At 67.1% G+C, this 24,988-nt stretch carries 21 protein-coding genes; 12 read left to right on the forward strand and 9 right to left on the reverse strand.

The annotated features are described in order from the left end of the window. The first annotated feature begins 148 nt into the window (after positions 1-148). Together AMK34_RS07590 and AMK34_RS07595 are read left to right on the forward strand one after the other, a co-directional pair. On the forward strand, positions 149-1,042 hold the full coding sequence (locus tag AMK34_RS07590) for a hypothetical protein (protein WP_073843906.1): 894 nt from the start codon (positions 149-151) through the stop codon (positions 1,040-1,042). Between the two features lie 23 nt (positions 1,043-1,065). Further along, positions 1,066-1,533 (forward strand): hypothetical protein, encoded by a 468-nt coding sequence (locus AMK34_RS07595; protein ID WP_073843908.1) that lies wholly within the window; start codon positions 1,066-1,068, stop codon positions 1,531-1,533. Positions 1,534-1,605: 72 nt separating this feature from the next. On the opposite strand, the gene AMK34_RS07600 is transcribed toward AMK34_RS07595, so the two are convergent. Both AMK34_RS07600 and AMK34_RS07605 read right to left on the reverse strand, forming a co-directional pair. Beyond that, positions 1,606-2,223, reverse strand: coding sequence for a hypothetical protein (locus tag AMK34_RS07600; protein WP_038512408.1), 618 nt, complete (start codon positions 2,221-2,223; stop codon positions 1,606-1,608). A gap of 47 nt (positions 2,224-2,270) precedes the next feature. Further along, on the reverse strand, positions 2,271-3,218 hold the full coding sequence (locus AMK34_RS07605; protein WP_241832708.1) for an AraC family transcriptional regulator: 948 nt from the start codon (positions 3,216-3,218) through the stop codon (positions 2,271-2,273). 127 nt (positions 3,219-3,345) lie between these two features. On the opposite strand from AMK34_RS07605, the gene AMK34_RS07610 reads away from it, so the two are divergent. The 6 genes from AMK34_RS07610 to AMK34_RS07635 all read left to right on the forward strand — a co-directional run bounded on the left by AMK34_RS07610 (position 3,346) and on the right by AMK34_RS07635 (position 7,703). Continuing rightward, positions 3,346-3,846 (forward strand): TetR/AcrR family transcriptional regulator, encoded by a 501-nt coding sequence (locus tag AMK34_RS07610; protein WP_073843910.1) that lies wholly within the window; start codon positions 3,346-3,348, stop codon positions 3,844-3,846. A 13-nt stretch (positions 3,847-3,859) separates the two neighbouring features. Further along, positions 3,860-4,210: a hypothetical protein gene (locus AMK34_RS07615; RefSeq protein WP_038512399.1), complete on the forward strand. Its 351-nt coding sequence runs from the start codon at positions 3,860-3,862 to the stop codon at positions 4,208-4,210. A 135-nt stretch (positions 4,211-4,345) separates the two neighbouring features. After that, positions 4,346-4,609, forward strand: a complete 264-nt coding sequence (locus AMK34_RS07620) for a hypothetical protein (protein ID WP_038512396.1) — start codon at positions 4,346-4,348, stop codon at positions 4,607-4,609. A gap of 66 nt (positions 4,610-4,675) precedes the next feature. Further along, entirely contained in the window at positions 4,676-5,752 is a 1,077-nt protein-coding gene (locus AMK34_RS07625) for a hypothetical protein (protein WP_073843912.1), read from the forward strand. A 10-nt stretch (positions 5,753-5,762) separates the two neighbouring features. Next, entirely contained in the window at positions 5,763-6,200 is a 438-nt protein-coding gene (locus tag AMK34_RS07630; RefSeq protein ID WP_038512390.1) for a hypothetical protein, read from the forward strand. A 105-nt stretch (positions 6,201-6,305) separates the two neighbouring features. Next, a complete protein-coding gene (locus AMK34_RS07635; protein ID WP_073843913.1) occupies positions 6,306-7,703 on the forward strand; it encodes an FAD-dependent oxidoreductase in 1,398 nt (465 codons plus the stop codon). A 53-nt stretch (positions 7,704-7,756) separates the two neighbouring features. On the opposite strand, the gene AMK34_RS43390 is transcribed toward AMK34_RS07635, so the two are convergent. Then, complete coding sequence (locus AMK34_RS43390; RefSeq protein WP_083649767.1) at positions 7,757-8,557, reverse strand: VOC family protein; 801 nt, start codon at positions 8,555-8,557, stop codon at positions 7,757-7,759. A 231-nt stretch (positions 8,558-8,788) separates the two neighbouring features. Between AMK34_RS43390 and AMK34_RS07650 the strand changes: the two genes are divergently transcribed. Together AMK34_RS07650 and AMK34_RS07655 are read left to right on the forward strand one after the other, a co-directional pair. After that, a complete protein-coding gene (locus AMK34_RS07650; RefSeq protein WP_143202350.1) occupies positions 8,789-10,846 on the forward strand; it encodes a peroxidase family protein in 2,058 nt (685 codons plus the stop codon). Positions 10,847-10,885: 39 nt separating this feature from the next. Further along, positions 10,886-12,460: a 4-hydroxyphenylacetate 3-hydroxylase family protein gene (locus AMK34_RS07655; RefSeq protein WP_038512384.1), complete on the forward strand. Its 1,575-nt coding sequence runs from the start codon at positions 10,886-10,888 to the stop codon at positions 12,458-12,460. A gap of 471 nt (positions 12,461-12,931) precedes the next feature. Here AMK34_RS07655 and cmdF read toward each other — a convergent pair whose 3' ends face one another. Then, entirely contained in the window at positions 12,932-14,563 is a 1,632-nt protein-coding gene (gene cmdF, locus AMK34_RS07660) for a tyrosine 2,3-aminomutase (RefSeq protein ID WP_038512382.1), read from the reverse strand. A gap of 51 nt (positions 14,564-14,614) precedes the next feature. Beyond that, positions 14,615-17,797, reverse strand: coding sequence for a non-ribosomal peptide synthetase (locus AMK34_RS07665; protein ID WP_198941643.1), 3,183 nt, complete (start codon positions 17,795-17,797; stop codon positions 14,615-14,617). A gap of 161 nt (positions 17,798-17,958) precedes the next feature. Between AMK34_RS07665 and AMK34_RS07670 the strand changes: the two genes are divergently transcribed. Continuing rightward, positions 17,959-18,237 (forward strand): phosphopantetheine-binding protein, encoded by a 279-nt coding sequence (locus AMK34_RS07670; RefSeq protein ID WP_038512379.1) that lies wholly within the window; start codon positions 17,959-17,961, stop codon positions 18,235-18,237. A 118-nt stretch (positions 18,238-18,355) separates the two neighbouring features. On the opposite strand, the gene AMK34_RS07675 is transcribed toward AMK34_RS07670, so the two are convergent. The 4 genes from AMK34_RS07675 to AMK34_RS07690 all read right to left on the reverse strand — a co-directional run bounded on the left by AMK34_RS07675 (position 18,356) and on the right by AMK34_RS07690 (position 22,929). Beyond that, positions 18,356-19,687: an FAD-dependent oxidoreductase gene (locus AMK34_RS07675; protein WP_073843916.1), complete on the reverse strand. Its 1,332-nt coding sequence runs from the start codon at positions 19,685-19,687 to the stop codon at positions 18,356-18,358. Positions 19,688-19,714: 27 nt separating this feature from the next. Beyond that, the gene (locus AMK34_RS07680; protein ID WP_073843918.1) at positions 19,715-21,127 is read right to left on the reverse strand and encodes a nucleotide disphospho-sugar-binding domain-containing protein; all 1,413 of its coding nucleotides are present in this window, start codon (positions 21,125-21,127) and stop codon (positions 19,715-19,717) included. Positions 21,128-21,162: 35 nt separating this feature from the next. Then, complete coding sequence (locus AMK34_RS07685) at positions 21,163-22,338, reverse strand: epoxide hydrolase family protein (RefSeq protein ID WP_073843920.1); 1,176 nt, start codon at positions 22,336-22,338, stop codon at positions 21,163-21,165. Positions 22,339-22,452: 114 nt separating this feature from the next. Beyond that, complete coding sequence (locus AMK34_RS07690; protein WP_158073274.1) at positions 22,453-22,929, reverse strand: dihydrofolate reductase family protein; 477 nt, start codon at positions 22,927-22,929, stop codon at positions 22,453-22,455. Between the two features lie 393 nt (positions 22,930-23,322). Here AMK34_RS07690 and AMK34_RS07695 point away from each other — a divergent pair, with 393 nt between their 5' ends. Continuing rightward, positions 23,323-24,858: an MFS transporter gene (locus AMK34_RS07695; RefSeq protein ID WP_063777809.1), complete on the forward strand. Its 1,536-nt coding sequence runs from the start codon at positions 23,323-23,325 to the stop codon at positions 24,856-24,858. Positions 24,859-24,988 lie beyond the last annotated feature (130 nt).

Below are 24,988 nucleotides of genomic sequence, written 5' to 3' on the forward strand. Positions count from 1 at the left end.
AGGGAAGGAACCGTGTTCGGTCACTTCAACCTATCACCTTTTGGATAGTCGCATTTCTTGACCGGCCTTTGCGATCTGGTTCCGGGCCTTCTGGCGTTTATTTCACGATAGGCCGTCGACAGTGGTATGCGGACAGGGAGGATCGAGAGTGTCTGCCAAGACGAGAATCAAGCGGCTCGCGCTGGCCGGGAGCGCGAGCCTGCTGGGCGCGTTGACGTTTTTCGTCGCTGTCGACCGCGAACCATCGACAGTTGACGAGACAGTGTCGGTACAGCCGTTGACAGCACAGGAGAAGTCCATCCTGCACCGGGCTGAACAGGTTCTGCTGCAAGCATGCATGGCCGACAGCGGATACGCCTACGTCATGGTCGAGGAAGAACCGGCCTCCTTTCTCCGACGGTTCCCCTATGTGGTCGACGACCTGTCCTGGGCGCGCGAACACGGATTCGGCAACGACGTGCGCGACGAGGTGCGGCAACGCGCGGAGAATGATCCGAACAAGCGCTACTTCGGCAGCCTGTCGGCGGCGGACAAGGCGAAGGCGCTCGCCGCGGTCAATGGTGAGCGTCCGGTGGGCTTGATCGCGACATCGCCTGCCGGGGTCGAGATAACCCGAAGCGATCACGGTTGCACCGCCCAACTGGAGAAGAAGCTCTATGGCGAACTCCAGACCTGGTTCCGGGCCAAGACCGTCACCGACGGGCTTCACGTGCCCCGACGGCAACTGGTGTCCGCGGACCCGAGGTTCCAAGCAGCCCTGTCGGACTGGGCCCGGTGCATGGCCGACCGAGGCTATTCCTTCGCCGACCCCGCCCGGGTCCACGAGGCGTTCCGCGTCCGGGGGCCGGAGGAGATCTCGGCGGCGGTCGCCGAGGCGACGTGTGCCCAGAGCACCGGTTTCGCTTCCGTAACCCGTGGCCTCGACGCCCACTACGAGGCCCTGCAAGGACAACGGTACGGGCGGGAGATAGCGGACCGCCTTCGCCTGGAACGTGCCGCACTGCCCTTGGCCCGTGCGGTGGTCGAAAGTCAATCCCGATGAATTCACCAGGAAAGGCAGGAACCATGAGGAAGGCGATCTTCGTCGCGGCGGCCGTGATCGGCATCGGCGTGGCGATGACACCGTGGGCGCAGGCCGAGAACTCATCTGTCGGGCTTCAGTCCGGCGAGGAGCGCGCGGTGGCCGCCGCCGACGGCCTTCTGCACGTCTGGGAGCACCCCTTCGCAGGAGGCAAGCACTGCACGTGGGTCGGCAAGTCCAACAACTGGGACGAATGTGGCATGCGGAACAAGGGCTCCGACATCTGGAACAACGGATACGCCGGCAACAACGATGACGTGTGGCTGCACTACAACACCAGCAACACGGGAGCCTACGTGTGCATCGGCAGAGGCACGTCGTGGAACAACCTCACCAGTATCAACCCGCCGCCGCCCGGCACGCAGCGGATCACCTTCTGGGCGAACACCGGCTCCGGCTCCGGCCAGCCCATCGCGGACAACGTCGCGTCGCACGAGTGGGGAAACTGCTGACGCGACGGTGATCTGAATCCACGACGTCTCCCGGCCCACCGCGGGCCGGGAGACGTCGGTCGTATTCAGAACTCAGGATGGCCCCGCCGGACAGCCGCCGCACACGCAAGGGTCGACATGAGGCCGGTCCGCGGGGCGCAGCCGCCGTGGTCGCCACGGCCGACGCCGGGGAGACAAACCACAGCTGACCAGAAAGGCGCGATCGTCGGGCTGCAGATCGGTGTAGTAGTCGACGCCGAGGTGCATGGCCAAGTCCTTCTTCAGCTGGGTTCGCAAGAGGGATACCTGGCGGACGATCGCGCAACCGCGACGGCGTTCGGCGTCGGCCGGGGACAACGCGGTGAGTTGCGCGGCCAGCACGGCCGGCTTCATCGCGCCGATCGGGCAGACCAGATTGCCGTGAACGCCTACGAACAAGTCGCGAGCCGCGGCCGAGGTGAGGATGCCGTCGCCGTCGTCGAAGTACCACTTGCCCATGTCGTCGTGGAGCTTCTTCAGCTCCGCGGGCTCCAACGGAGTAGCCCGGAAAGGGGCCGCGGACGCGGTCAGCGCCCAGAGCCGCGTATACGCCTCGACCTGACGTTCAGCGAGTTTGAGCCGGATCTGTCGCCGATAGTTGTGGGCGAACCAGAGTCCGACCAACCCCAGCAACACGGTTCCGGCCGCCTGAACCCACGTCGTGATCGCCATGTCAACTCCCGGCTCAACGGCCCCGTCGATCAGATGGACATTCCCAGCTAGGGAATCGGGCAACCCGATTCCAGGTTCGTGCCGGTCGGCGGTGTCGGGCGCAGGCTGATGAGGCTGCCGAGATAGAGGTCGGTCGCGCTCCCGGGGCGCAGTAACGCTGTCGGGGTACGACCGATCAGCAGGCGGAAGTCCCGGTTGAGATGCGCCTGATCCGTGTATCCGCAGAGCGCGGCGAGCCTGGGCAGCGGGGGCGGGCAGGCGCCGGTCAGAAGCCGGATCGCCCGGTGACATCGGGCGATCCGCCCGACGACTTTCGGCGGTAGCCCGACTTCCCGGTGGAAGCGGGTGGCCAGATACTGCCGGCTCAGGCCGGCCCGTTCCGCGAGGTCGTCGACCTTGACCGCACCGCCCGATATCGTCAGGCTGCGCCAGCTGCGGTCGAGCGACTTGGGCATTTCCGGTTCATTCAGGAGCCAGCTCGACAACCGCCGGTCGAGAATCCGGAACCGGTGATTCGAATCCCGCGCCTCCTGTAGCTCCTCCCGAAGAAGGCAGGCTCGCGTTCCCAGGAGATCTTCGAATCGCACAATGGTGCGGCTGATTTCCCGCAGTGGCAGGCCGAAGAGGGCTCGTGCGCCCAGGGGGGTCAACTCGATGACGATCCCTCGCTCCCGGCCCACCCTCGTATAGGCCATCGGCGTATTCGACAGTCCCACGACCGGGGAGACCGTCGCCAGCGGCGAGCCGGAGACCTGATGCCGAACCGGCGTGTCCAGATCGATGACCACCACGACCGAGTTCAGCGCAGCCACCGTACGCGTCTCCGGCACCGGTGCGATCCGTTGGAAGGCCAGGTAGAAACTGACCCAGCGCGCCAGCCGTCGATCCGGCGACCGGGTCTTCCAGAACTCGTCGCCGGGCGACGAAGACTCCCCCACGGCCGTTCCCCCTGGTTCCGGTGATCCCATGAGCGACATCCGCAGCACGGAAAGCATGGCAGTCCCTGCGCTCGCGGTGGGACCTCCCGGCAGTGAACGAACCGAAAGGAGCAGAACCCTCCGTTCGATTTTTGAGGAACGATCGTTCTTGACTGATCGTTCCTCAAAAGTCTAAGGTCGTGACATGGGCAGGCGAAGGGCGTTCGACGAAGACGAAGTGGTGCGCGCCGCGGTGGAGTTGTTCGGTGGCCGCTCGTACGACGGGGTGTCCATCGACGACCTGGTCAACCATCTCGGCGTGCACCGCAACAGCTTGTACAAGACGTTCGGCAGCAAGCGCGGCCTCTACCTCGCCGCCCTACGCCGTCACCTCGCCGACGACGTCCGCCCCCTGGCCGAAACGCTCGCCGCGGCGACGGACGCCGCGACCGCGCTGCGGCTCGTCACGTCGGCCGACCTCGGTCTGCTGCTGCTCGCGGCGGCGGAACGGGCACCGGCCGACGAGGAGGTGGCCACCGAGGTGACCACGGCGCTGGCCACCGTGGACCAGGCGATCGCCGACGCACTCGGCATCCCCATCGACCTGGCCGCCGCCCTCACGGCCACCGCGTTGGGCCTCCGCCTGCGCGGCGACCCCGGCGGGGCGGGCGCCGCCCTGACCCGAAGACTCGATCCTCTTGACTGACAAGGAAAAAGACATGGCACTGGTCTCCATCGACGGCGACGACCTCGTCGTCGTGATCGAAGGTCTCGACAAGCTCTGGGCCCTGAAGAGCAGCCTGACCATCCCGCTGGCCAACGTCCGCGGCGCGACCGCGGACCCGGGCATCGCCGCCGACCCCAAGGGAATTCGCGCGCCCGGCGCCCATCTACCGGGCGTGATCACAGCGGGCACGTTCCACCTCGACGGCGAAAAGGTCTTCTGGGACGTCAAGAACCCGTCGAAGGCCGTCGTGATCGAACTCGCAGACGAGCGCTACACCCGCCTCGTCCTCCAAGTCGACGACCCGCGCTCGACCGTCGCGCTGATCGAGAAAGCCCTGCGCTGAACGACGACGCTCCCCCGCGCGGCGCAGGTGACGCTGCCCTTTTCCCTGGAGCGCAAAGGCGTTGTGGCAGCCGGCGACACCTTCCACTCTGATCATGCGTCCGAGGTACGGACGTGATCGACAGGGGAGGACATCATGGGGAAGTTCGTCACCAAGGCGGCGCTCGCGGCCGGGATCGCCGTCGCCGCACTGCCTCTAGGCATGGCCTCGGCCGGTGCCGCTCCCGTCGCGGCGGAGCCGGCCCAGCAGGTCGGGACGGCCGGGATGAAGTTCTACGACGACTACTGGACGCTGAAATCGTGCAAGACGGTGGGCAACTGGGGTCTGAAGAAGGGCAAGTGGTCCGTCTACGAGTGCCAGTTCTCCGGGTGGGACTGGGACCTCTACTACGACAAGTGATCGCGACCTGGCGCCGGTACCGGCAGGGCCCGGCACCACACCTTCTGACGACACGGAGGAGGCCACATGTCGTTCAGAGTCGAAGCCGACGCGCTACGCGACTTCTCGAAGTTCCTCGAGGGCTGCCGCGAGGACGCCGAGGCCGTGAAGAAGAACATCTCCGACGACATCACGCTGAGCGCCCATGAGGAGGGCGTCCTCACGATGCTCGCGGGCTACCACTCGGCGAACACCGACGCGATGAAGGGTCGCATGAAGCTCCTGACCCATATCGCGGAGCACGCGGCGGACGAGATCGACTCGGCCGCCCAGATGTATGAGAAGACGGACAAGGACGACGCGGCGAAGCTCGACTCGACCTATCCGGGCGCGACCTACGAGAGCTTTCTCCCGCCCGCGGACGATGGGTCGAGCGCGACCTTCGAGTGGTATCCCACCAAGGGCAACCTCGACGTCGAGACGGACCCGGACGAGCTGCAGCCGAAGGCCGAGGGACTAGAGAAGTGGACTCGCGAGTTCTTCGACACCATCAGCTGGATGGCCAACATCCGCGAGTTCATCGCGTGGGCGTGCAAGAAGCTCGGGGTGTTCGACGGTGACCCGCTCGACTGGATCGTCCAGTGGTTCATGGGCGAGTGGCAGGCTTGGGCGACGTGCGCGCTCGAATGGGAGCTCTGCAAGGCGACCGCCCACGGTATGTCCGACAACTTCGAGATGTTCGGTCTGCCCAAGCTGACACAGGTGTGGGAGGGCAAGGCCGCCGATGCCGCCTACGAATACTTCGACAACCTGAAAGACTCGATCGAAACCGAGTCCGAGGCCTTCGACAAGCTCTACGAGCAGTACAAGCTGGTGACGGAGCTCGCCTACGAGACACAGGTCGCCATCAACGACGCCGTGAACGGCCTGATCGACGCCGCCTTCGAAGCGGTGGCGATGATCGCCGGTGGCGGCTGGGTCATGGCGGTCTGGGACATCGTCGGCATCATCGGAACGATCGTCACCTCCGTCATGAACTACATCCAGGCCGCGGAGACGGCGATCCGGTTCGCCTCGTCGGATCCGGTGCCGGACACGACACTCAAGGAGCTTCCCGGCAAGGGGAAGTACCACGACTACGACCACCCCAGCGAAAAGATCTGAGGAGGCCACGATGTCGGACGAACGCCACCGGATTCCACCACTGAACCTGGACCTGAGCAGGCTCGGCGAGGTCCGAGAGTTCGCGCTACGGACGGCGGCCAAGGGGCAGGACCCGGTGCTGGCCGAGATGGCCAAGGAGATACGGGCGGGCAAGATGACGCTGCGCGAGGCCGGGACCGGCACCGCGTACCGGGAGGCGTTCGCGGCGGCGACGGAGAAGGCGCTGCGAACGGTCCGTGAGGTCGACGACGGGGACGCCAAGGCCGACGTCGAGGGGAAGTCCCTCGACGAGCTGGTGGACCGGTTCGCTCGGCGGAACGCGGAGTTGGATGCCGAGGAGGCGGTGCCCCAGCGTCCGCAGGCCGCCGAGCCGGAAGACGACGCGGACACGTACTTCGACAACGACTCGTTCATGGTGGACCAGCCCCGGCGTGACCGGCGCTGGTAATGCTCACCGGGTCTCGCAGGGCAACCATGAAGTAGTCAGACACTCTCGGCGGGGCGCATGATCGGACGAAATTCGATCCATCCGCGCGATGAGGAGTGATGCCCGATGGGTGACTACGCGGGACAGCGGGCGGTGGTCCTCGGGGGCAGTATCGCCGGTGTGCTGGCCGCTCGTGTGCTCGCCGAGAGATACCGCGAAGTTCTCGTGGTGGATCGGGACACCGTGGTCGGTGTGCACGAAGCGAGGCGAGGCACTCCGCACACTCAGCACGCCCACAGTCTGCACGGGCGCGGGCAGCTCGTCCTCGAGGAGCTGTTCCCCGGCCTCACCGAGGAACTGTCGGCCGCGGGCGTGCCGGTCGGGGACCTCGGCGAGATGCGCTGGTACTTCAACGGCCGCAAACTCGCGCCCGCGCGCACCGGACTGACCTCGGTCACCGCGCCACGGCCGTTTCTGGAGGGATCCGTCCGTGCGCGAGTGGCCGCGCTGCCCACCGTGACCTTCATGGAGGGCCACGACATCGTCGGATTGCTGACCTCGCCGGGCAAAGACCGCGTCACCGGCGTGAAGGTCCAGAACCGGGCGCTCGGATCCGACGAGCGGGAGCTGACGGCGGACCTGGTCGTCGACGCCACCGGACGTGGCTCGCGGACACCGGCCTGGCTGGACCGGCTCGGCTACCGGCGCCCGGAGGAGGACCGGGTGTCGGTCGGGCTCGCCTACACCTCACGCACCTTCCGCACCCGCCCGGAATGGTTCGAGGGAGTGCAGTCGATCAACCCGGTCGCCTCGCCCGCGCATCCGCGCGGGGCCTTCTTCGGCCAGGTCGGCCGCGACGTCTGCATTCTGTCCCTCACCGGGCTGCTCGGCGACCATCCGCCCACCGACCCGGAGGGATACCTGGAGTTCGCCCGCTCGCTCCCCATTCCGGAGATCTACGAAGCCGTCGTCGACGGCGAAGCACTCACCGATCCGGTCACCTTCCGGTTCCCCGCCAGCGTCCGGCGCCGCTACGAACGCCTGACCCGCTTCCCCGCCGGACTGCTGCTGCTCGGCGACTCCGTGTGCAGTTTCAACCCCGTCTACGGGCAGGGTATGAGCGTGGCCGCGCTGGAGGCGATCACGCTGCGGGATCACCTCTACCGCGATGGCGGTGCCATCGACCCCGCCGCCTATCTGCGTGACATCGCACGCATCGTGGACGTCCCGTGGGAGATCTCCGCCGGTGGCGACCTCGACTTCCCTGGTGTGGAAGGAAAACGCACGCCCAAGGTACGGGTCGGGAACTCCTTCATCGCACGTGTGCAGTACGCCGCCACCAAGAATCCGGAAGTCACCGATGCCTACCTGCGCATCGCGGGCCTGATGGACCCGCCGACCGCGTTGATGCGCCCCGGCATGGTCGCGAAGGTGTTGCGGCACGCCGTCCGGCGGCCCGCGCCCGGGCCCGCGGTCCACGCCGCACCTGTCGAGCGGCGGGACGGAACGCGACGCGCCGCGTGAAGCAGAAGGCCTCTTTCCCCCGTCGCCAGGGGAAAGAGGCCTTCGCCACGACATCAGGCCGGCGCGTCACCGAGACGGGCGAAGTAGGCCTCGTTCAGCTGGATCACCTGGACGTAGTTTCCGTCCGGGTCTTCGAAAGTGCTGAAGTGCCCGTCCGGACGCTCCTCCAGATCGCTCACCACCGGCGCTCCCTCGGCCCGCAGCCGCTCCACGATCGTCTTCGCGTCGTCGGTGTCGACGGTGAGCAACACCCGGCCCGGTTCGGCGGTGCGGGCGGCGACGTCGTCACGGCCGTCCACGAGCAGGCCGACACTACCCAGCCGAAGCCAGCCTTCGACGGGCTCGACCTCGAACACGCGCTCGTAGAACCCGCGTAGCCGTTCGGGATCGGCGGAGCCGAGCAACACGCTGGTGCCGCGCAGTTCGGGCCCCACCTCGTCCGGCTCCGGAGCCCCCACGGGCTGGCCGAGCGAGATCATGTTGCCCTCGCAATCACGGAAGAACGCCCCGCGTTCGCCGCTGCCCCGGCTCGGATAGTTGCTGTCGATGTCGACGATCCCGTTCACCGTGCGGAATCCCGGAAAGTCATATTCTTCGAAGACGACTCCGCGGGTGCGCAATTCCGCCACTTCGGCCTCGATGTCGTCGACCTCGAACGCCAGCTGGGTGAACGAACCGTCGGAGGCGCCGCGAGAGGCGAACAGGCAGAAAACCGTCGGTCCACAGCGATAACGCAACCCGCCGGGTCGTTCGTCGACGGGTTCCAGACCGAGCTTCTCCGCGTACCAACGTCGGGCCCGATCGAGATCCTTTGCCGGCAACCGCGTTTCCAGGACCGCGTCCGTCAAAGCCATTCGAGCTCCTCTTCCGTGTCGTCTTCTTCGGGGAAATGCGGGTGAACTCCATCATTACCACTCAGAAGACGCATTCTCACCTCCGGCCGTGCGAGCACGATACGAGAGGGTGACGTCTGGGAACGGTGCCAGACTGGGGAACCGGATCGGTTCGGATCGGACGCCAGTTCAGGACTCCGACCGGCTGTTGGGTACTCGACGGCACCGGCCTCATCGGCCTGGGAGGAAACTATGTGTGCAATCTCGCGCAGGCGCTTTCTGGTCACGGGAACCGCCGCGGGGGCGACGGCGGCGTTCACGTTGGGCATGCGTCCGCTCGACGGTGTCGCCAACGCCGAGGACGCCGGTGACGTCGTCCTCGGCAAGTGGGAAGCGCGCAGCCTGAGCGGCGTCGGGAACAACCAGCTCCACCCGGACTGGGGGCTGGCGGGAACCGTCTACCCCCGGGTGGCTCCGGCGAACTATTCCGACGGCCGTGGCGAGCAGGTCTTCGGGCCCAACCCCCGGTACGTGAGCAACCGGGTCTTCAACGACACCGGAGTGCATCTGTACTCGGAGCGGAACGTCAGCGCCTGGGCCTTCGTGTGGGGGCAGTTCCTCGACCACACCTTCGCCATGCGCCTCGGCAGGCGGCAGACGGGGGAACCGGGCGAAACCGCCAATATCCCGGTCGATGCCAACGACCCGATCGACAAGTACCCCAACAATCTGGGTGTCCTCTTCTTCGAACGGTCGATCCCCGCCGCCGGCACCGGTGAGACCAACCCCCGTGAGCAGATCAACCAGATCAGCTCGTACATCGACGCCTCGGCCGTGTACGGAACGTCCGCCAGTCGTTTGAACTGGTTGCGTGAAGGGCCCGCCGACGGGAATCCCGAACACGAAGGCGCGCGGCTGCTGATGCCGGGCAACCACCTTCCCCGGAAGCGCAGCCGCGGCAACATCGACACCGCTCCGACGATGGTGCAGGGTTCGCAGCCCGACCCGGGCGCGCCCGTGGTCACGGGAGACCAGCGTTCCAACGAGAATCCGATGCTGAACGCGGTTCAGACCCTGTTCGCCCGCGAGCACAACCGGATCGTGGCCCTCCTGCCGAAATCGATGTCGGAGCAGGACCGGTTCCAGATCGCCAGGGCCGTCGTCATCGCGGAGCAGCAGTACATCACCTACAACGAATTCCTGCCCTCGATGGGCGTCAAGCTTCCTCGCTACGCGGGCTACAACCCCGGCGTCGACACCGGCATCTCCAACGAGTTCGCCACGGTCGGCTACCGGGCGCACAGCCTGATCCGCAACGACATCCACATCGAAACCGACGCCGGCCGCTACAGCAAGGCCACCATCGAGGAGCTGCGCGCGCTGGGGCTCACGGTGAACGTCGCACACGGCAAGGCCCACATGGTCCTTCCGCTGGCCGAGAAGACGATGTTCAACCCTGATCTCGTCGAGAAGGTCCAGCTCGGACCGCTGCTGCACGGAATCGGCTTGAAGCCCCACGTCAAGAACGACGAACTGATCGGCGACATGCTGCGCAGCTTCGTCTTCGAACTCGAACCGGGCGTCCACGGCGTGAACGACCTCGCCGCGGTCGACATCCAGCGTGGCCGCGACCACGGCATCCCGACCTACAACCAGCTCCGCGTGGCGTACGGCCTGCCCGTGAAGAAGTCGTTCCGGTCGATCACCGGTGAGCACACCGAGGAGTTCAGGTCCACCGGCCTCACCCCCGGCGACGAGATCAACGACCCGCGCAGCCTCGAATACACGGCCCTGTACGACATCCACGGCAAGCGCACGACCGTCGAAGCGGACAACGCCACCAAGGGTGTGCGGCGCAGCACGCTGGCGGCCCGGCTCAAGGCGATCTACGGCAACGTGGACAAAGTGGACGCCTTCGTCGGCATGGTCGCGGAACGGCATCTGCCCGGCTCGCAGTTCGGCGAATTGCAGCTGGCCATCTGGCGCAAGCAGTACGCGGCACTGCGCGACGGCGACCGGTTCTTCTACGCCAACTATTCCCTGCTGGACCATGTCAAGCGCGCCTACGGTATCGACTACCGGAAGTCGCTCGGCGACCTCATCGCGCTGAACACGGGCATGCCGCGCGAGAGCCTCGCCCCGAACGTCTTCTTCGCCCAAGGGACGCAACACTCTTTCACGGCGCCTTCGGATGCCGACGCGGCTGACGCCGTCTCGCCCGCCGTGCTCGGCGGAGCGGCGGCCGGAGGATCGGCGGTGGCGGCCTCGAAGAACGCCAAGCCCTGGCACTGCGGCCGCGCGGAAGTCTGACGCTCGCCCAGCTCCGACAACCATGCGGGAAGGCCATCGATGACCGCGCTTCACGAGCCCGATCCCCACGCCGTTCCCCGGCGGACGCGCCCCTTCACCGGCGACGAATACATCGAAAGTCTCCGTGACGGCAGGGAAATCCATATCTACGGCGAGCGGGTCAAGGACGTCACCACCCATCCGGCGTTCCTGAATCCCATCCGGATGACGGCGCGTCTCTACGACTCGCTGCACGATCCGGAGCAGCAAGGCGTGCTCACGGCGCCGACCGACACCGGAAGCGACGGCTACACCCACCGGTTCTTCACCACGCCGCACACCGTCGAGGATCTGGTCGCCGATCAGCGCGCCATCGCGGCGTGGGCTCGCCTGAGCTACGGCTGGATGGGCCGCAGCCCCGACTACAAGGCCGCGTTCCTCGGCACGCTCGGGGCGAACGCCGAGTACTACGGTCCGTTCGCGGACAACGCCCGGCGCTGGTACAAGGAATCCCAGGAGAAGGTGCTGTACTGGAACCACGCGATCGTGCACCCTCCGGTGGATCGTTCCCGCCCACCGGACGAGGTGGCCGACGTCTTCATCCATGTGGAGAAGGAGACCGACGGGGGGCTCATCGTCAGCGGCGCCAAGGTCGTCGCGACCGCTTCCGCGTTGACGCACTACAACTTCATCGCCCACTACGGACTGCCGGTGCGGAAGAAGGAATTCGCCCTCGTGGCGACCGTGCCGATGGACGCGCCGGGAATGAAGCTGATCTGCCGTCCGTCCTATGCGGCGACGGCTGCGGTCATGGGCAGCCCGTTCGACTATCCGCTCTCCTCCCGGCTCGACGAGAACGACACCATCCTCATCCTGGACAAGGTGTTCATCCCCTGGGAGAACGTGTTCATCTACGGTGACCTCGGAAAGGTCCAGATGTTCGCCGGCCAGTCCGGGTTCACCGAGCGCTTCACCTTCCACGGCGCCACCCGGCTCGCGGTGAAGCTGGAGTTCCTGATCGGTCTGCTGGCCAAGGCGGTCGAGATGACCGGCAGCGGTGACTTCCGGGGCGTGCAGGCACGGCTCGGTGAGGTGGTCGGCTGGCGCAACCTCTTCTGGGCGTTGTCCGACGCCGCGGCACGCAACCCGGTGAAATGGAAGAACGGCGCACTGCTGCCCAATCCGCAGTACGGGATGGCCTACCGGTGGTTCATGCAGATCGGCTACCCGAGGATCCGGGAGATCGCGCTGCAGGACATCGCCAGTGGGCTGATCTACGTGAATTCCAGCGCCGACGATTTCCACAACCCCGAGCTGCGGCCGTATCTGGACAAATACGTCCGCGGGTCGAACGGCATCGACTCGGTCGAACGGGTCAAGCTGATGAAACTCCTCTGGGACGCGGTCGGCACCGAATTCGGCGGCAGGCACGAACTGTACGAGCGCAACTACGCCGGCAATCACGAGAACACCCGCCTCGAACTGTTGAACGGACAGATCGCCGGTGGGCAGATCGACGACTACAAGGCGTTCGTGGACCAGTGCCTCGACGAGTACGACCTGGACGGCTGGCGCGTGCCCGACCTCGAGAACTTCGACCACCTGCGGAAGGGCCGGAAGGCCATGTTCGACTGAGGTGCACCCTGGCGGGGTCGTGAGTGGCAATGACGGTTAGTGAGAGGCAAGGCAAACGTGTCGTGGTCGCGGACGGGTCGATGATGGGGTGAAGGCTCCCTTCGCCGCGTCTAATGCGGTGAAGGGAGCCTTCGCTCCGGTCACTCACCCGCGCCGGCCACTTCGCCGCCGGCACCCGTGTCGCGAAAGCCACTTTCGCGACGCCAGATGTCTCGAAAGTGGCTTTCGCGACACGTTCGACAGGCGGAAAGCCCGCGAAGACCCTTCCCCCACCCTCACAGCAGACAGGAAGCCTTCACGGACCGGCGGAGCGCGGCACCCCACGCCACCTTTGACTTACCCCTCATAGGAACCGTCATTGCCACTCACGACCCCTTCGCACTTCCCCGATACCGGCAATACCCGACACAGCAGCGGGCGACATACGAAAGTGGGGACCGGCAACCGCCGGTCCCCACTTTCGTTGCCTCGTCAGCGCAACTCGATGCCCGCTTCCTCGACGGCGCGGACGACCTCGCCACCGGCCAGCATCTCGGCCACGGCTTCGATGTCGTCGGACATGTAGCGGTCACGGTCCAGGGTGGGGATCCGCGAGCGCACCTTGTCGTACACGGCCTTCGAAGCCGGGCTCAGCCCTTCGTACCGGCCGGAGATGTCGACCGCCTGCACGGCGGCCAGCAGCTCCACCGCGAGGATCTTCTCGTTGTTCTCGAGGACCCTGCGCGCGTTGCGCGCGGCGATGAGGCCCATGCTGACGACGTCCTGGTTGTCCCCATTGGACGGAACGCTCTGCGTGCTGGCGGGGCCGATCGTCCGGTTCTCCGCGATCAGCGCGGTCGCCGGGTACTGCGCTCCGGCGAAGCCGCTGTTGAGCCCCGGGTCGCCCGCGACGAGGAACTCCGGCAGCCCGTAGGAAAGGTGACGGTTCAGCAGCCGGTTGGTCTGCCGCTCCGAGAGCACCCCGAGCTGGGTCAGCGCGATCGTCACGAAGTCCATGGCGAACGCGATCGGCTGGCCGTGGAAGTTCGCCCCGTGGAAGATCTCCTTGCCCTCGAAGAACAACGGGTTGTCGGTGGCCGAGTTGATCTCGATGTCGAGCTTGTTCTGCGCGTGGTAGAGCGTGTCCCTGACCGAGCCGACGAGCTGCGGGATCGCGCGCAGGGAATAGGCCTTCTGCAGGTAGACCTTCGTGCGCTGCACACCCTCTTCGTGCAGTTTGCCGTCGCCGCCGCTCTTGTCGCCGCCGTCCGCGACTTCGCGTCGCAGATCCGAATGCTCGACGGTCAGCAGGCTGCCCTGCATCAGCGCCCGCATGTTGGCCGCGGTGTCGATCTGGCCCTGATGCGGACGCGCCACGTCGTGGCCTTCCGGCAGGAACGGGCTGGTCGAACCGCGCAGGGTCTCGATCATCAGTGCCGAGACGATCTCCGCGTGCTTCACCTGGGTCATCGCCCGGTCGACGACGAGCGCACCGAGGCCGGTCATCCCCGAGGTGCCGTTGATCAGCGCCAGGCCTTCCTTGAAGCGCAGTTCCAACGGCTCGATGTTCAGGCTGCGGAGCACCTCACCGGTCGGCACCTTCTTCCCGTCGCGCAGGACGTACCCCTCGCCGATGAGCGTGATCGCGATGGCCGAAAGCGTCGCCAGGTCACCGCTCGCGCCGAGCGACCCGATCTCCGGGATGGCGGGCGTGATGCCGAGGTTGAGGTACAGGGCGAGCCGTTCGAGCACCTCCGGCCGCACCGCCGAATACCCCTTGGCGAGCGCGTTCAGGCGGGCGGCGACGATGGCCCTCGCCTCGTGTTCGGCGAACAGCGGACCGACGCCGGCGCTGTGGCTGCGCACCAGGTTGGTCTGCAGCTCCACCTCCTTCTCGGTGGCGACCAGCATGTAGATCATCTCGCCGTAACCGGTGGTGACCCCGTAGATGGGGATCTCCTGGCGGACGATCTCCTCGAACCTCGCCCGGCTTTCCTTCGCGCGCTCCAGCACGGACGGCGGCACCCAGCAGGACGCCCCTTGCTCGGCCACCGCACGGAGATCCGCGATGCTCAGGCCTTCGCCGTCGAAGGCGACCGCATGCTCTGTCTCAGTCCGAGTCACAATTTCTCCTCCGGGTCGTTCGGTGACAACCGTGTCGGCTGCCCACATCGGTCATGCCGCCGCGTCCTCGCGCGTTCCCGCGGCTTCGATCAAGGCAGCCATGCCTGCCAGCGTGCTGTGTGCGAAGAACTCCGCGACGGGGACGTCGACGCCGAACCGTGCACGGACGTGGTCGCCGAGTGCGGGGATCAGCACGGAATCACCGCCCGCGGTGAAGAACCCCTCCAGCGCGGTGGCCGGATGTACGCCCAGGGCCGCCCAGATCGCAGCCAGCTCCTGTTCCGTACCCGGACGTGGTGGCCGGGCGGCCAGGGACCGTGCGCGCGGCTTCGGCAGGCGGCGGCGATCCACCTTGCCGCCGGCGGTGCGGGGCAACGGCGCGCTCACCGGTTCGAACGAGATGAGGCGTACCGCGTCGCCGAACCTGCGCCGCAGGTGACCTCGCCACGTTTCGGTGTCGGCGCGGCCCGGCGAGGCTTTCCGGGCCCTGACGTAGGTGATCAGCCGGACCACCAGCCCGCGCTCGTCGGACACCGAGACCACCGCGCACTCCGCCACCGAGTCGTGCTCGGCGAGCGCCGCCTCGACCTCGGCGAGCTCGAGCCGATTGCCCTGGAGTTTCACCTGGAGATCACGGCGACCGCGGAATTCCAGCAGCCCGTCCCACCGCAACCGGGCGAGATCACCCGTGCGGTAGCAGCGGACGTCCGTTCCGAGACCGCGCACCGGCCGGAACGCCTCACCGTTGCCGCCGCCGACATAGCCCCGCGTGACATACGGGCTCCGGATGACGATCTCGCCGGTGACCCCGGCCGGGCAAGGACGATCGTCGTCGCCCAGCAACAGCACCTGGCGACCCGGGATCGGCTCGCCGATCGGCACCACGCCGTCCACGGGCGAGGAGATCTCGTGCCAGGTGGCCGCGATCGTCTCGGTCGGGCCGTACATGTTCACCAGGCGGACGGACGGCAAGGCGGCGCGCAGAGCGTTCGCCAGCTCCCTCGGGAGCGCTTCGCCCATCAGCACCAGGCATTTCAGGGCGCCCAGCCGCTCGCCCGCGCCCCGGTCCTCGATCTCCTTCAGCAGCTCGCTCGCGAAACTGGGGACGGTCTGGAGGAACGTGATCCGTTCCGAGACGAGCCAGTCGAGGAGCTTGCCGGGATGGACCCGGATCTTCTGGGGCACCGGATACAACGTCCCGCCGGCGGCCAGCGTCGCGAACACTTCACAGAGGCTCGGATCGTGTTCCGGGGCCACCCATTGCGCCACCCGTGCGCCGGGCCCCGTTTCGCAGGTCTCGGCCAGCCAATGGACGAACTGCGCGAAGGCGAGGTGAGTCTGCGGGATCCCTTTCGGAGTGCCGGTCGACCCTGAGGTGTAGGCGATGTACGCGGTCTCCTGCGGCGCCACCGGTTCCCCGGCCTGCCGAACCGGTCCCCCGCGGACCACGCCACCGATGTCGACGATGCGGCCGCCCAGTTCGTCGCGATACCAGCGGGCCAGGTCGTCCTCGTCCTGGTCCCACTCCCCCAGCAGACACGCCGGCGGCGTCGCGCTCAGCACGGCTCTGCCGCGCTCCCCCAGCTCCCCGGTGCCCAGCCAGATCAGATGCGCGCCGGCACGGAGGGCTCCCAGCGAGGCGGCGACCTGGCGGGCTCCCGGTGTCATCCGGACGGCCACGGCCGCTCCGGCCACGTCGAAGGCCTGGAGATGATCCGCGACCATCGTCACCTCGCGCTCCAGGGCGCCGTAGGTGAGAACTCCGCCGCTCCAGACGACGGCGGCGCTGTCGGGTGCCAGCGCGGCGTGACGGCGTACCGATTCCTGAACCGGTTCGCCGATGACGACGGCGTCGTCGATCCGGTCCGTCGCACGGGCCGTCGCCGCTCCCCGGTAGGCCGTGTCCAACGGCAGCTCGTCCAGCGGGACGTCGGGTGCCGCGAGCGCGGCACCGAGCAGGACGCGCAGCTGGGCGAGCACCATCGAGGCCTGCTCCACACCGAACAGGTCGTCGCGGAAAGCCAGGGTTCCGGCGACCGAGGGCGCCACCTGGTCCACGGTCAGGGTCAGATCGGTGCCGACCGTGCCGGTCCCGAGCACGCGAGGCCGGACCTCGAGCCCGGACAGTTCGGGTGCGGCCTCCGGCTCCCTGAGGACGAACATGGCGTCGCAGAACGGGATCCGGCGTGGATCGCGGTCGGCCTCGAGCGCACGGACCAGGTGCCGGAACCCCGGCATCCGATGGTCGGACGCCTCTTGCGCCACCCGTGCCACGCGCCTCGTCAGCTCCCGGAAGGACGGTGCGCCGGCGAAATCCGCTTGGTGCACGACCAGGTTCTCGAAGGGCCCGAGAGCGCCGGCGAACTCCCCCGGACGCGTGGACAACGGGACACCCACGGCGACCCTGTCCTCGCCGCCGTAGCGGTGGAGCAGGGACTGGAACGCCGCGAGCAGGACGACGAACGGGGTCACCCGCTCGGATCGGCTGAATTCGGCGAGCCCACGCCCGATCTCCGAACCCCAGTCGAACGGCAACCTGTCGCCGCTCATGACCGGTCGCACCGATCTGGCCCGGTCTGTCGGCAGCACCGGCGAGGCGGGCACCGGCGTCATCGACGAGGTCCACCACTCCAGCAGACGGCCGAACTCCGGTGTCTCCTCCTGAGCGCGCTCCCATCGCGCGTAATCGGCGTACTGCGCGACGGGCCCAGAAGCACCGCAGGCCCGCGTGTAGTTCTCGGAGAGCTCCTCGACGAGGATCGAGACCGAGTGCTCGTCGGCGACCGCCCGGTGCAGGACGAGGACGACGTCGAATCGCCGCGGAGCCTCCTGGATCACGGTGAGCCTGGCGAGCGGCCCGTCCTCGAGGGTGAGCGACTCCGAAACGAGTCCGGCACGGTAAGAGTCGAGTTCCGGCGCGGAAAGATGGCTCAATTCGGCGAAGGCGAACGATTCCGCGGGATCGGCCGTGATCCGCTGCACCGGCCGTCCGCCGGTTCCGACGATCGTCGTCCGCAGGGTCTCGTGCCGGGCCACGACCGCTCGCCAGGCGGCCCTGAGGTCGTCGATGCGCAAAGGACCCGTCACCTCGTACCGGCGACAGATACGGTACGCCGCGGTATTCGGCACCAGCTTCTCCAGTAACCAGAGCCCTTCTTGCGCGCGGGAAGCCACGACTTCCCCAGCACGAAATCGCGGGGTGCCGCCCACGTTCGCGTCCTTTTCCTTCGCCACGGAGGAATCGTCACACGGGCCGCCGCGCGAACGCTTCTCGTCCATTGCCGTGCCCCGAAAGGCGCCGGCACCGCACGTCCAAGGCCGCAAGCGGAAGGATGCCGCCCTTTCCGCACCCACGGACAATGGACGACGAATCATTTCCGAAAGGAGTGCGGAGAATGACAGATCGCGACCCGCGCGAGCGAACATCGACGGCGATCGAAAACCATGTCGAGAAGATTTGGAAAGATGTTCTCGGGATGCCGGACGGGCGCCACGAACTCACATTCTTCGATCTGCAGGGCCAGTCCATCTCGGCCGTGCGGATCGTCGCCAGGATCGAGGACGAGCTCGGCGTCACGGTGGATGTCGGCCTGCTGTTCGAGGACCCCGATCTCACCGGCTTCGCCTCGTCGGTCGTGGCGGTGGCGCTGCGCGAGGAACCCGGCGCGGCCTAGTACCGCGTTGTCACCGAAGAAGAACTGAAGCAGCACAGACCAAAACCGCAAAGCTTGAGGGCCTGGGCCGGACTCGACATCCCGTCGAATCCGGCCCAGGCCCTTTTCGCGCACCCGGTCAGGGGCGCGAGCGAAGCACCCGCCAGATCACGCCGGGGCGCAGCAGCGCGTCCTGATCGACGAGACCCGCCGAACGCATCAGGGCCTCGGTGACCTTGGGGTCGGTGAGGGCGGCCTGCTGAACCCGCTTCATGTACCAGTGCAGGAAGCGGACCTTCCGGGTACGGCGGCCTTCCATCCGCGGGTGGACGAGGTTCATGGCCTCCGTCATCTCCCATGCCGGGTCGATGATGCGACCGACCTGGGCCATGAACTCGCGGGGCTGCGGCGGCACCCCGCTGCGTACCTGATCGCGGAGGGCCAGCGCCTCGATCGCCGCGAGGGACTGCGCTTGAGCGAACACCGGGCTCGGCGTGCAGACGGCGTCGCCCATGACGAGCAGACCTTCGGGCAGTCGCGCCATGCGTTCGTAGCGACGCCGGAGGGTCGTCGGGAACCGGAAGAGCACCGGGTCCGTCAGCGGCTCGGCCTCGACGATCGACTCGTAGATCTCCGGTGCGACCAACGACTTGACGAAGAGGGTGAAGCCTTCCGGATCGGTCGGCGGGTGATCGCCGAGAATCCCGTACGTGGTCAGCTCGACCTTGCCACCGTCGGTCTTCGTGAAGATCGCGCCGCGGGGAAGCGCCGGGTTCGCCACGCAGATGATCGAGTGGTCGGAACCGAAGGGATCCGACCGCATCCGGTACTGCCGCGTGGCGTAGCCGACGCCGACCTTGGTCCCTTCCTCCTCCACCCGCGGATAGCCGAGGCCCTCGAGCCAGACGGGGGTACGCGACCCGCGGCCGGTGGCATCGATCACCAGGTCGGCCTCGACCACCACTTCCTCGCCACCGTCGTCGCGCGACTGCACCCGTGCGCCGGTCACCCGGGAGCGATCCGGTGTGGTGGCCAGGCCGGTGATGTCGTAGCCCTCCATGAAGGTCACGTTGCCGAGCGCCTTGACCCGTTCACGAAGGTGGTACTCCAGCACCGGACGGGTCGAGCCCACGTTGGTGAGGCCGGCCCGGATCTGGCGCAGCGGCTTGTCGCCGAAGTACCAGCGGACCGTGCCCGACAGGTCGGTCATCGGACAGCCAGCGGCGATCATCTCGGCGGTGATGTCCGGGAACAACTCCTCCATGTTGCGCGCGCCCTGGACCAGGAGGCCGTTGATGTGGCGAGCCTGAGGAGCGCCACGCCGTGCCTCACGGACGCCGACGATCTGATCACGATCGACGACGATCACTTCTCGATAGCTTTCGGCGAGCGCACCGGCGGCGAACATCCCGGTCACACTGCCACCCAGAATCACGACGCGATCGCCGGTCTGAGATCTCTTGCCAGACATATCTCTCCTTCCCGTTCGGGGCAACCGCTACCGAGTGGCTTTCCGGTTCTCCGCGGTGAGTTTTTCGAGTACGGGGACGACCTCGGCCGGAAGCGGCATGGCCTTCCACTCCTCGTGCACGACCCGCGCACCGTCCTGATAGGACTTCTCGGTCAGCACGGCGGAGATCTGCTTCCGCAGGTCCTCCACCGTGAACGCCCGGTGGTTCAACCGGATACCGGCGCCGCGGTCGATGACGTAGTTGGAGCACGGCGTCGCTTCCATCTTCTTCGCCGGCATGATCCACGGAGTCGGCTTGCGCGCGTCCGACACGTCCTGGACACCGTGTTCCTTCTCGGTGCGGAAGGTGCCGGTCTCCGGCGCGTCCTCCTCCTCCGCGATGCGCAGGAGGATGGACTCCTCCGTGTCGCAGACGAGCTGCGGGATGCCGACGGCCGCCGCGGCCGCGTAGGTTCCTCCGCCGCCATGGTGGATCAACGCCGAGCAGGACGACATCACGTTCGACAGCGGCAGCCAGTCGACGGCCCGGACGTTGGCGGGAACGGGCGCCCCGTCGAGCTGGACGTCGTTCAGGGTGGCGACCACCTCGACGTCCAAACCGGACAGAGCCTCCAGCAGGATGGGGGTGCGGTCCCAGTCCCCCTTGATGAATCGCCTGGTCGACTCGCCGAGGCAGTACGCGATCCGGGGCCGCTCCGCCGGCTCGTGCAGCCACTTCGGGAAGGCGTCCGAGCCGTTGAACGGAATCCAACGCATCGGAACCTTCTTCAACGACGTGGGCAGGCCCATGCCTTCGGGGTAGATGTCGATCGTCCATTGCCCGACCAGAAGCTCGTCGTCGACCTCGACGCCGTACCGCTCCGCCACCGGGCGGACGAGTGTCGCGAGTGGATTGTCGTCCAGTCCGGCGGCGATGAGCTCCTCACGGTGCGCCGCGAGCTGCTCGAGTCCCCAGCCGAAGTTGTCCCGGCCCGGCGGCATCCTGGCGCTGGCGGCTCCGCACACCCGCGCGGCCACCGCACCCGCGGGCTGGGTGAAGTCCCAGATCACCAGATCCGGCCGCCAGGAACGGGCGAACTCGATGAGATCGTCGGTCTCCGGGCGGTCGGCCCGCAGGGAATTGCCGACCGGTACGAGCAGCTGCTGGTAGAAGACGTGCCACTGGTCGCGGAGTTCGAAGTCGGTGATGCCGAGGATGTCGGCGTAACGCTCCGATTCGTCCGGGTGCCGGGGTTCCGGCGCACCAGGGGCCAGGTGAGGCGAAAGCGTGGTGCCCTCCGCGAGCGCGACCGGGGTCAGCCCCGTGGCACTGATGGTGTCGCAGAAACCCTCCCACGACGCCAGCCGTACTTCGTGTCCCGCGTTCCGCAGCGCCGACGCGATCGGAACTATCGGGAACAGATGCGCGCGCGATGGATCAACGGGGATCAGGACTCGCATAGAGGTTCTCTCCCTCGGGTTAACTGATTCGGCGATCACAACGAATGGAAGAAGGTGCGCACCTCGTCGACGTAGAGGTCCGGGACCTCCATGGCCGGGAAGTGACCCCCGCGGTCGAACTCGTGCCAGTGCACGATCGTCTCGATGTCCCGGTCGGCCAGCCGCCTGATGGGCAGGAAGCAGTCGTTCGGGAACACGGCGACACCGACCGGCACGGTGAGGGGCAGCTCGCGGTGCCCTTCGAGCATGCCCGCCGACTGGGCGGACATCTGCTGCTTCTGCTGATCGAGTACCTCGTAGTACAGGTGCCCGGACGAACCGGCCGTACCGGTGAGCCAATAGATCATCACGTTGGTCAGCAGCGCGTCACGATCCAGTACGTCTTCGGGAACACCGTCCGGCGTGGTCCATTCCTTGAACCGCTCGACGATCCAGGCGAGCTGGCCCACCGGGGAATCGTTGAGTGCGTACGCGGGGGTCTGCGGCCTGGTCGACAACAGCTTCAAATAGCCGGAGTCCTCGGTGTCGAACCGCGCCAGCCGCCCCAGCCGGGCCTGGTCCTGCTCGCTGAGGTCCGCCAGTTCCGCCGGGTCGCCGGACGGGAACACCGCCAGCATGTTGGAATGCACACCGATGACGTGCTCCGGATCGACGCGTCCCAGTTCCAGCGAGATGACCGATCCGAAGTCCCCGCCCTGTGCGCCGTAGCGCTCGTAGCCAAGCCGGCGCATCAGTTCGGCCCATGCCTTGGCGATCCTGGCCACGGTCCAGCCTGCTTCGGGGAGCGGGCCGGAGAACCCGAATCCCGGAATCGCCGGGATGACGAGGTGGAACGCCTCATCCGGGCCGCCGCCGTGCGCGACGGGGTCGGTGAGCGGTCCGATCACGTCGAGGAACTCGACGAACGAACCCGGCCAGCCATGGGTGACGATGAGTGGTTTGGCGTTCGGCTCCGGCGAGCGCACGTGCACGAAATGCACGTTCGCCCCGTCGATTTCGGTGACGTACTGGGGAATGGCGTTGAGCCTCGCCTCCACCGCGCGCCAGTCGTAGCCGGTACGCCAGTAGTCCGCCAGCTTTTCCAGGTACTCACGCGGAACACCGCGCTCCCAACCGATACCCGGCACGTCCGGCGACCACCGGGTCGCGGCGATCCGCTGCCGCAGATCCTCTAGCTGGCTTTCGGGAACATCAAGCTGAAATGGTCGCATCAGTCACCTTCCGACACCGCGCCTTCTTTCGATGAGGGCCGGATACCGTATTCTCACCGTTCTTCACCACGGCCGACGTCTCGCATTCTGCGGAGCCTGCCCATCCGCCCGCTGTCACGCGGCGTTCGCACTGCGGTACGAAACGTGGGTCACACCGGTTCCCTCGACGCCACGCGGTCCCTCGACCCGCACCGGACCGTAGGTCGTCTCGTCGACGCGGATTCCCTTCCCCAGCACCACGGGGACCACGATGACCCGGAGGTCGTCGACCAGCCCCGCGTTGACCGCCTGCCAGGTGATGTTCGCCCCGGCAAGGCCGACCACCATCGCGCCCGCGAGCATCTTCGCCCGCGCCACCGCGCTTTTGACCCCGCCGTCGGTGACGAAGGTGACCGAGCCGTCGTCGTACCGGTCCCCCGTCGGCACCGAATGCGTCACCACGAAAACAGGGATGCGCGCCGAACGCACCGCGGTCCAGTCGGCGGCGTCGAACGTCCGCCTGCCCACCACGATGGCGCCGCCGCCTCCGCACCATTCGAGAACCTGATCCGGCCCGGTCGCGCGATCGACGAGAAAACCGTCCTGAGACATGGAAATCTCCGCGATAACCGTAGTCATGCGCTCTCCTCGCCCTTCCTTCGACAGCCACTGCGTTCGAGAGTCACATGGCGACGCACCACGGAACGCCTCCGCGATTGCCTCGCATCGCGAAGGTCCGCACTTTCGGAGATGGGCGCATCCGCCCGCTACGGGACTGTGGGGGTCCGTACACACGCATCGCCGTGTTCGGCAACCCGCGCACCCCAACGAAGCACAACATGAGATGCGCCGGGTGCTCGACCACCGCGACCCTAGGTATATCGATCGGTCACAGCGCTATGAAATACCCAAAGGAGAGGACTCAGGTACATGACCACAGCCGACGTTTCTGCCAAGGCCGGGTGGCGTGAGTGGCTAGGGCTGTTGGTCCTATGTCTGCCCACCATGCTGACGACCGTGGACATCTCCGCGGTCTTCCTGTCCCTGCCGCACATCAGCGCCGATCTCGGCTCGGGTGCCACCGAGCAGCTCTGGATCGTCGACATCTACGGCTTCCTCATCGCCGGCTTCCTCGTCACCATGGGAACCCTGGGTGACAAGATCGGCAGGCGGAAGGTCCTGATGATCGGCGCGGTGGTGTTCATCATCGCCTCGATCCTGGCCGCGTACTCGACGTCGACCGGAATGCTGATCGTCTCGCGCGCGCTGCTCGGCATCGCGGGCGCGACCGTCGCGCCCACCGTGCTCGCGTTGCTGCAGAGCATGTTCAAGGACCCCAAGCAGATGGCGACCGCCATGGCCGCCTGGGGTACCGCCATCATGCTCGGTGTCATTCTCGGCCCGGTGATCGGCGGGCTCCTGCTGGGCGCGTTCTGGTGGGGCTCCATCTTCCTGATGGCCGTTCCGGTGATGCTGCTGCTGCTGATCGCCGGACCGATCCTGGTTCCGGAGTCCCGCAACCCCGAGGCGGGCAAGCTGGACCTGTTCAGCGTGGCCCTGTCGCTCCTGGCGATCCTGCCGCTCATCTTCGGCCTCAAGGAGATGGCGAGGGGCGGTGTGGCGGCGTTCCCGATCATCGCGGTGGTGGTCGGCGCCGTCAGCCTCGTTGTGTTCATCCGGCGTCAGCGTGCGCTGGCGAACCCGTTGCTGGACCTGAGCCTGTTCTCCAACCGCACGGTGTCCGCGGCCTTGATCATCGCGACGGTGCTGGCGTTCGTCATGGGCGGTATCGACCTCATGGCTTCGCTGCACCTGCAGCTGGTCGAAGGCCTCTCGCCGGTGCAGATCGGGGTCTGGCTGCTCATCCCGTCCTTCGGCATGGTCGTCGTCGGCAACATCGGCAACGTCATCGCCCAGAAGGTCAAGCCCGGCTACGTGCTCGCCGTCGGTTGCCTGCTCGCCGCGGTCGGCATGGTGGTGCTCACCCAGGTCAGCCCCACCGCCGGCGTCTCGACGGTGCTGATCGGCATCACGATCATCTACCTGGGTGGCAGCCCGGCGGGCATGATCACCCCGTACCTGATCATGTCGTCCACGCCGCCGGAGAAGGCGGGCTCGGCCGGATCGCTGCAGTCGACCGGTGGCGAGTTCGGTGTGGCGCTCGGTGTCGCGGTCGCGGGGCTCATGGGCACGGCCGTCTACCGCGGCGCGTTCGAGACCCCGGCCGGTACACCGGCCGACGTCGCGGGCCCGGCTTCGGAGAGCATCGCGGGAGCGTTCGCCACGGCCGGGCAGATCCCCGGCGAAGCGGGCGCCAACGTGGTCGCCTCCGCCAAGGAGGCGTTCAGCAGCGGAGTGAGCGTCGTCGCGGCCATCATGGCGGCCCTCATGGTCGGGATCGCCGTGCTCGCGGCCACCAGGCTGAGGCACGTCGAGCCCACCGGAAGCGCGCAAGCCGCCGAAGGCGAGGAAGGCGCTGACGGTGCGGAGAAGAGCATCGACAGCGCTCCCGAGTCGCCCGAAGTCGCCGAGAAGGTCTGACCGACCCACACAGGCGGCATCTTCGACCGGCCGCCCGCGGACAAGGAACCACATTCTTGTCCGCGGGCGGCCGGTTTTCTTGTTCCCGTGCATCGGGAACTGCGCTTTCCGGAAGACGCGAACGGACTTC

This window comes from Amycolatopsis sp. CB00013 (assembly GCF_001905755.1).
Classification (GTDB): Bacteria; Actinomycetota; Actinomycetes; order Mycobacteriales; family Pseudonocardiaceae; genus Amycolatopsis; species Amycolatopsis japonica.

Coding starts and splice junctions, on each gene's coding strand:
- AMK34_RS07685 (WP_073843920.1), bottom strand. CDS start 22,338: ATGCGACCATTTCAGCTTGATGTTCCCGAAAGCCAGCTAGAGGATCTG.
- AMK34_RS07670 (WP_038512379.1), top strand. CDS start 17,959: ATGACAGATCGCGACCCGCGCGAGCGAACATCGACGGCGATCGAAAAC.
- AMK34_RS07600 (WP_038512408.1), bottom strand. CDS start 2,223: ATGGCGATCACGACGTGGGTTCAGGCGGCCGGAACCGTGTTGCTGGGG.
- AMK34_RS07695 (WP_063777809.1), top strand. CDS start 23,323: ATGCTGACGACCGTGGACATCTCCGCGGTCTTCCTGTCCCTGCCGCAC.
- AMK34_RS07650 (WP_143202350.1), top strand. CDS start 8,789: ATGTGTGCAATCTCGCGCAGGCGCTTTCTGGTCACGGGAACCGCCGCG.
- AMK34_RS43390 (WP_083649767.1), bottom strand. CDS start 8,557: ATGGCTTTGACGGACGCGGTCCTGGAAACGCGGTTGCCGGCAAAGGAT.
- AMK34_RS07620 (WP_038512396.1), top strand. CDS start 4,346: ATGGGGAAGTTCGTCACCAAGGCGGCGCTCGCGGCCGGGATCGCCGTC.
- AMK34_RS07605 (WP_241832708.1), bottom strand. CDS start 3,218: ATGCTTTCCGTGCTGCGGATGTCGCTCATGGGATCACCGGAACCAGGG.
- AMK34_RS07675 (WP_073843916.1), bottom strand. CDS start 19,687: ATGTCTGGCAAGAGATCTCAGACCGGCGATCGCGTCGTGATTCTGGGT.
- AMK34_RS07680 (WP_073843918.1), bottom strand. CDS start 21,127: ATGCGAGTCCTGATCCCCGTTGATCCATCGCGCGCGCATCTGTTCCCG.
- AMK34_RS07690 (WP_158073274.1), bottom strand. CDS start 22,929: ATGTCTCAGGACGGTTTTCTCGTCGATCGCGCGACCGGGCCGGATCAG.
- AMK34_RS07610 (WP_073843910.1), top strand. CDS start 3,346: ATGGGCAGGCGAAGGGCGTTCGACGAAGACGAAGTGGTGCGCGCCGCG.
- AMK34_RS07615 (WP_038512399.1), top strand. CDS start 3,860: ATGGCACTGGTCTCCATCGACGGCGACGACCTCGTCGTCGTGATCGAA.
- AMK34_RS07635 (WP_073843913.1), top strand. CDS start 6,306: ATGGGTGACTACGCGGGACAGCGGGCGGTGGTCCTCGGGGGCAGTATC.
- AMK34_RS07655 (WP_038512384.1), top strand. CDS start 10,886: ATGACCGCGCTTCACGAGCCCGATCCCCACGCCGTTCCCCGGCGGACG.
- AMK34_RS07625 (WP_073843912.1), top strand. CDS start 4,676: ATGTCGTTCAGAGTCGAAGCCGACGCGCTACGCGACTTCTCGAAGTTC.
- AMK34_RS07595 (WP_073843908.1), top strand. CDS start 1,066: ATGAGGAAGGCGATCTTCGTCGCGGCGGCCGTGATCGGCATCGGCGTG.
- AMK34_RS07630 (WP_038512390.1), top strand. CDS start 5,763: ATGTCGGACGAACGCCACCGGATTCCACCACTGAACCTGGACCTGAGC.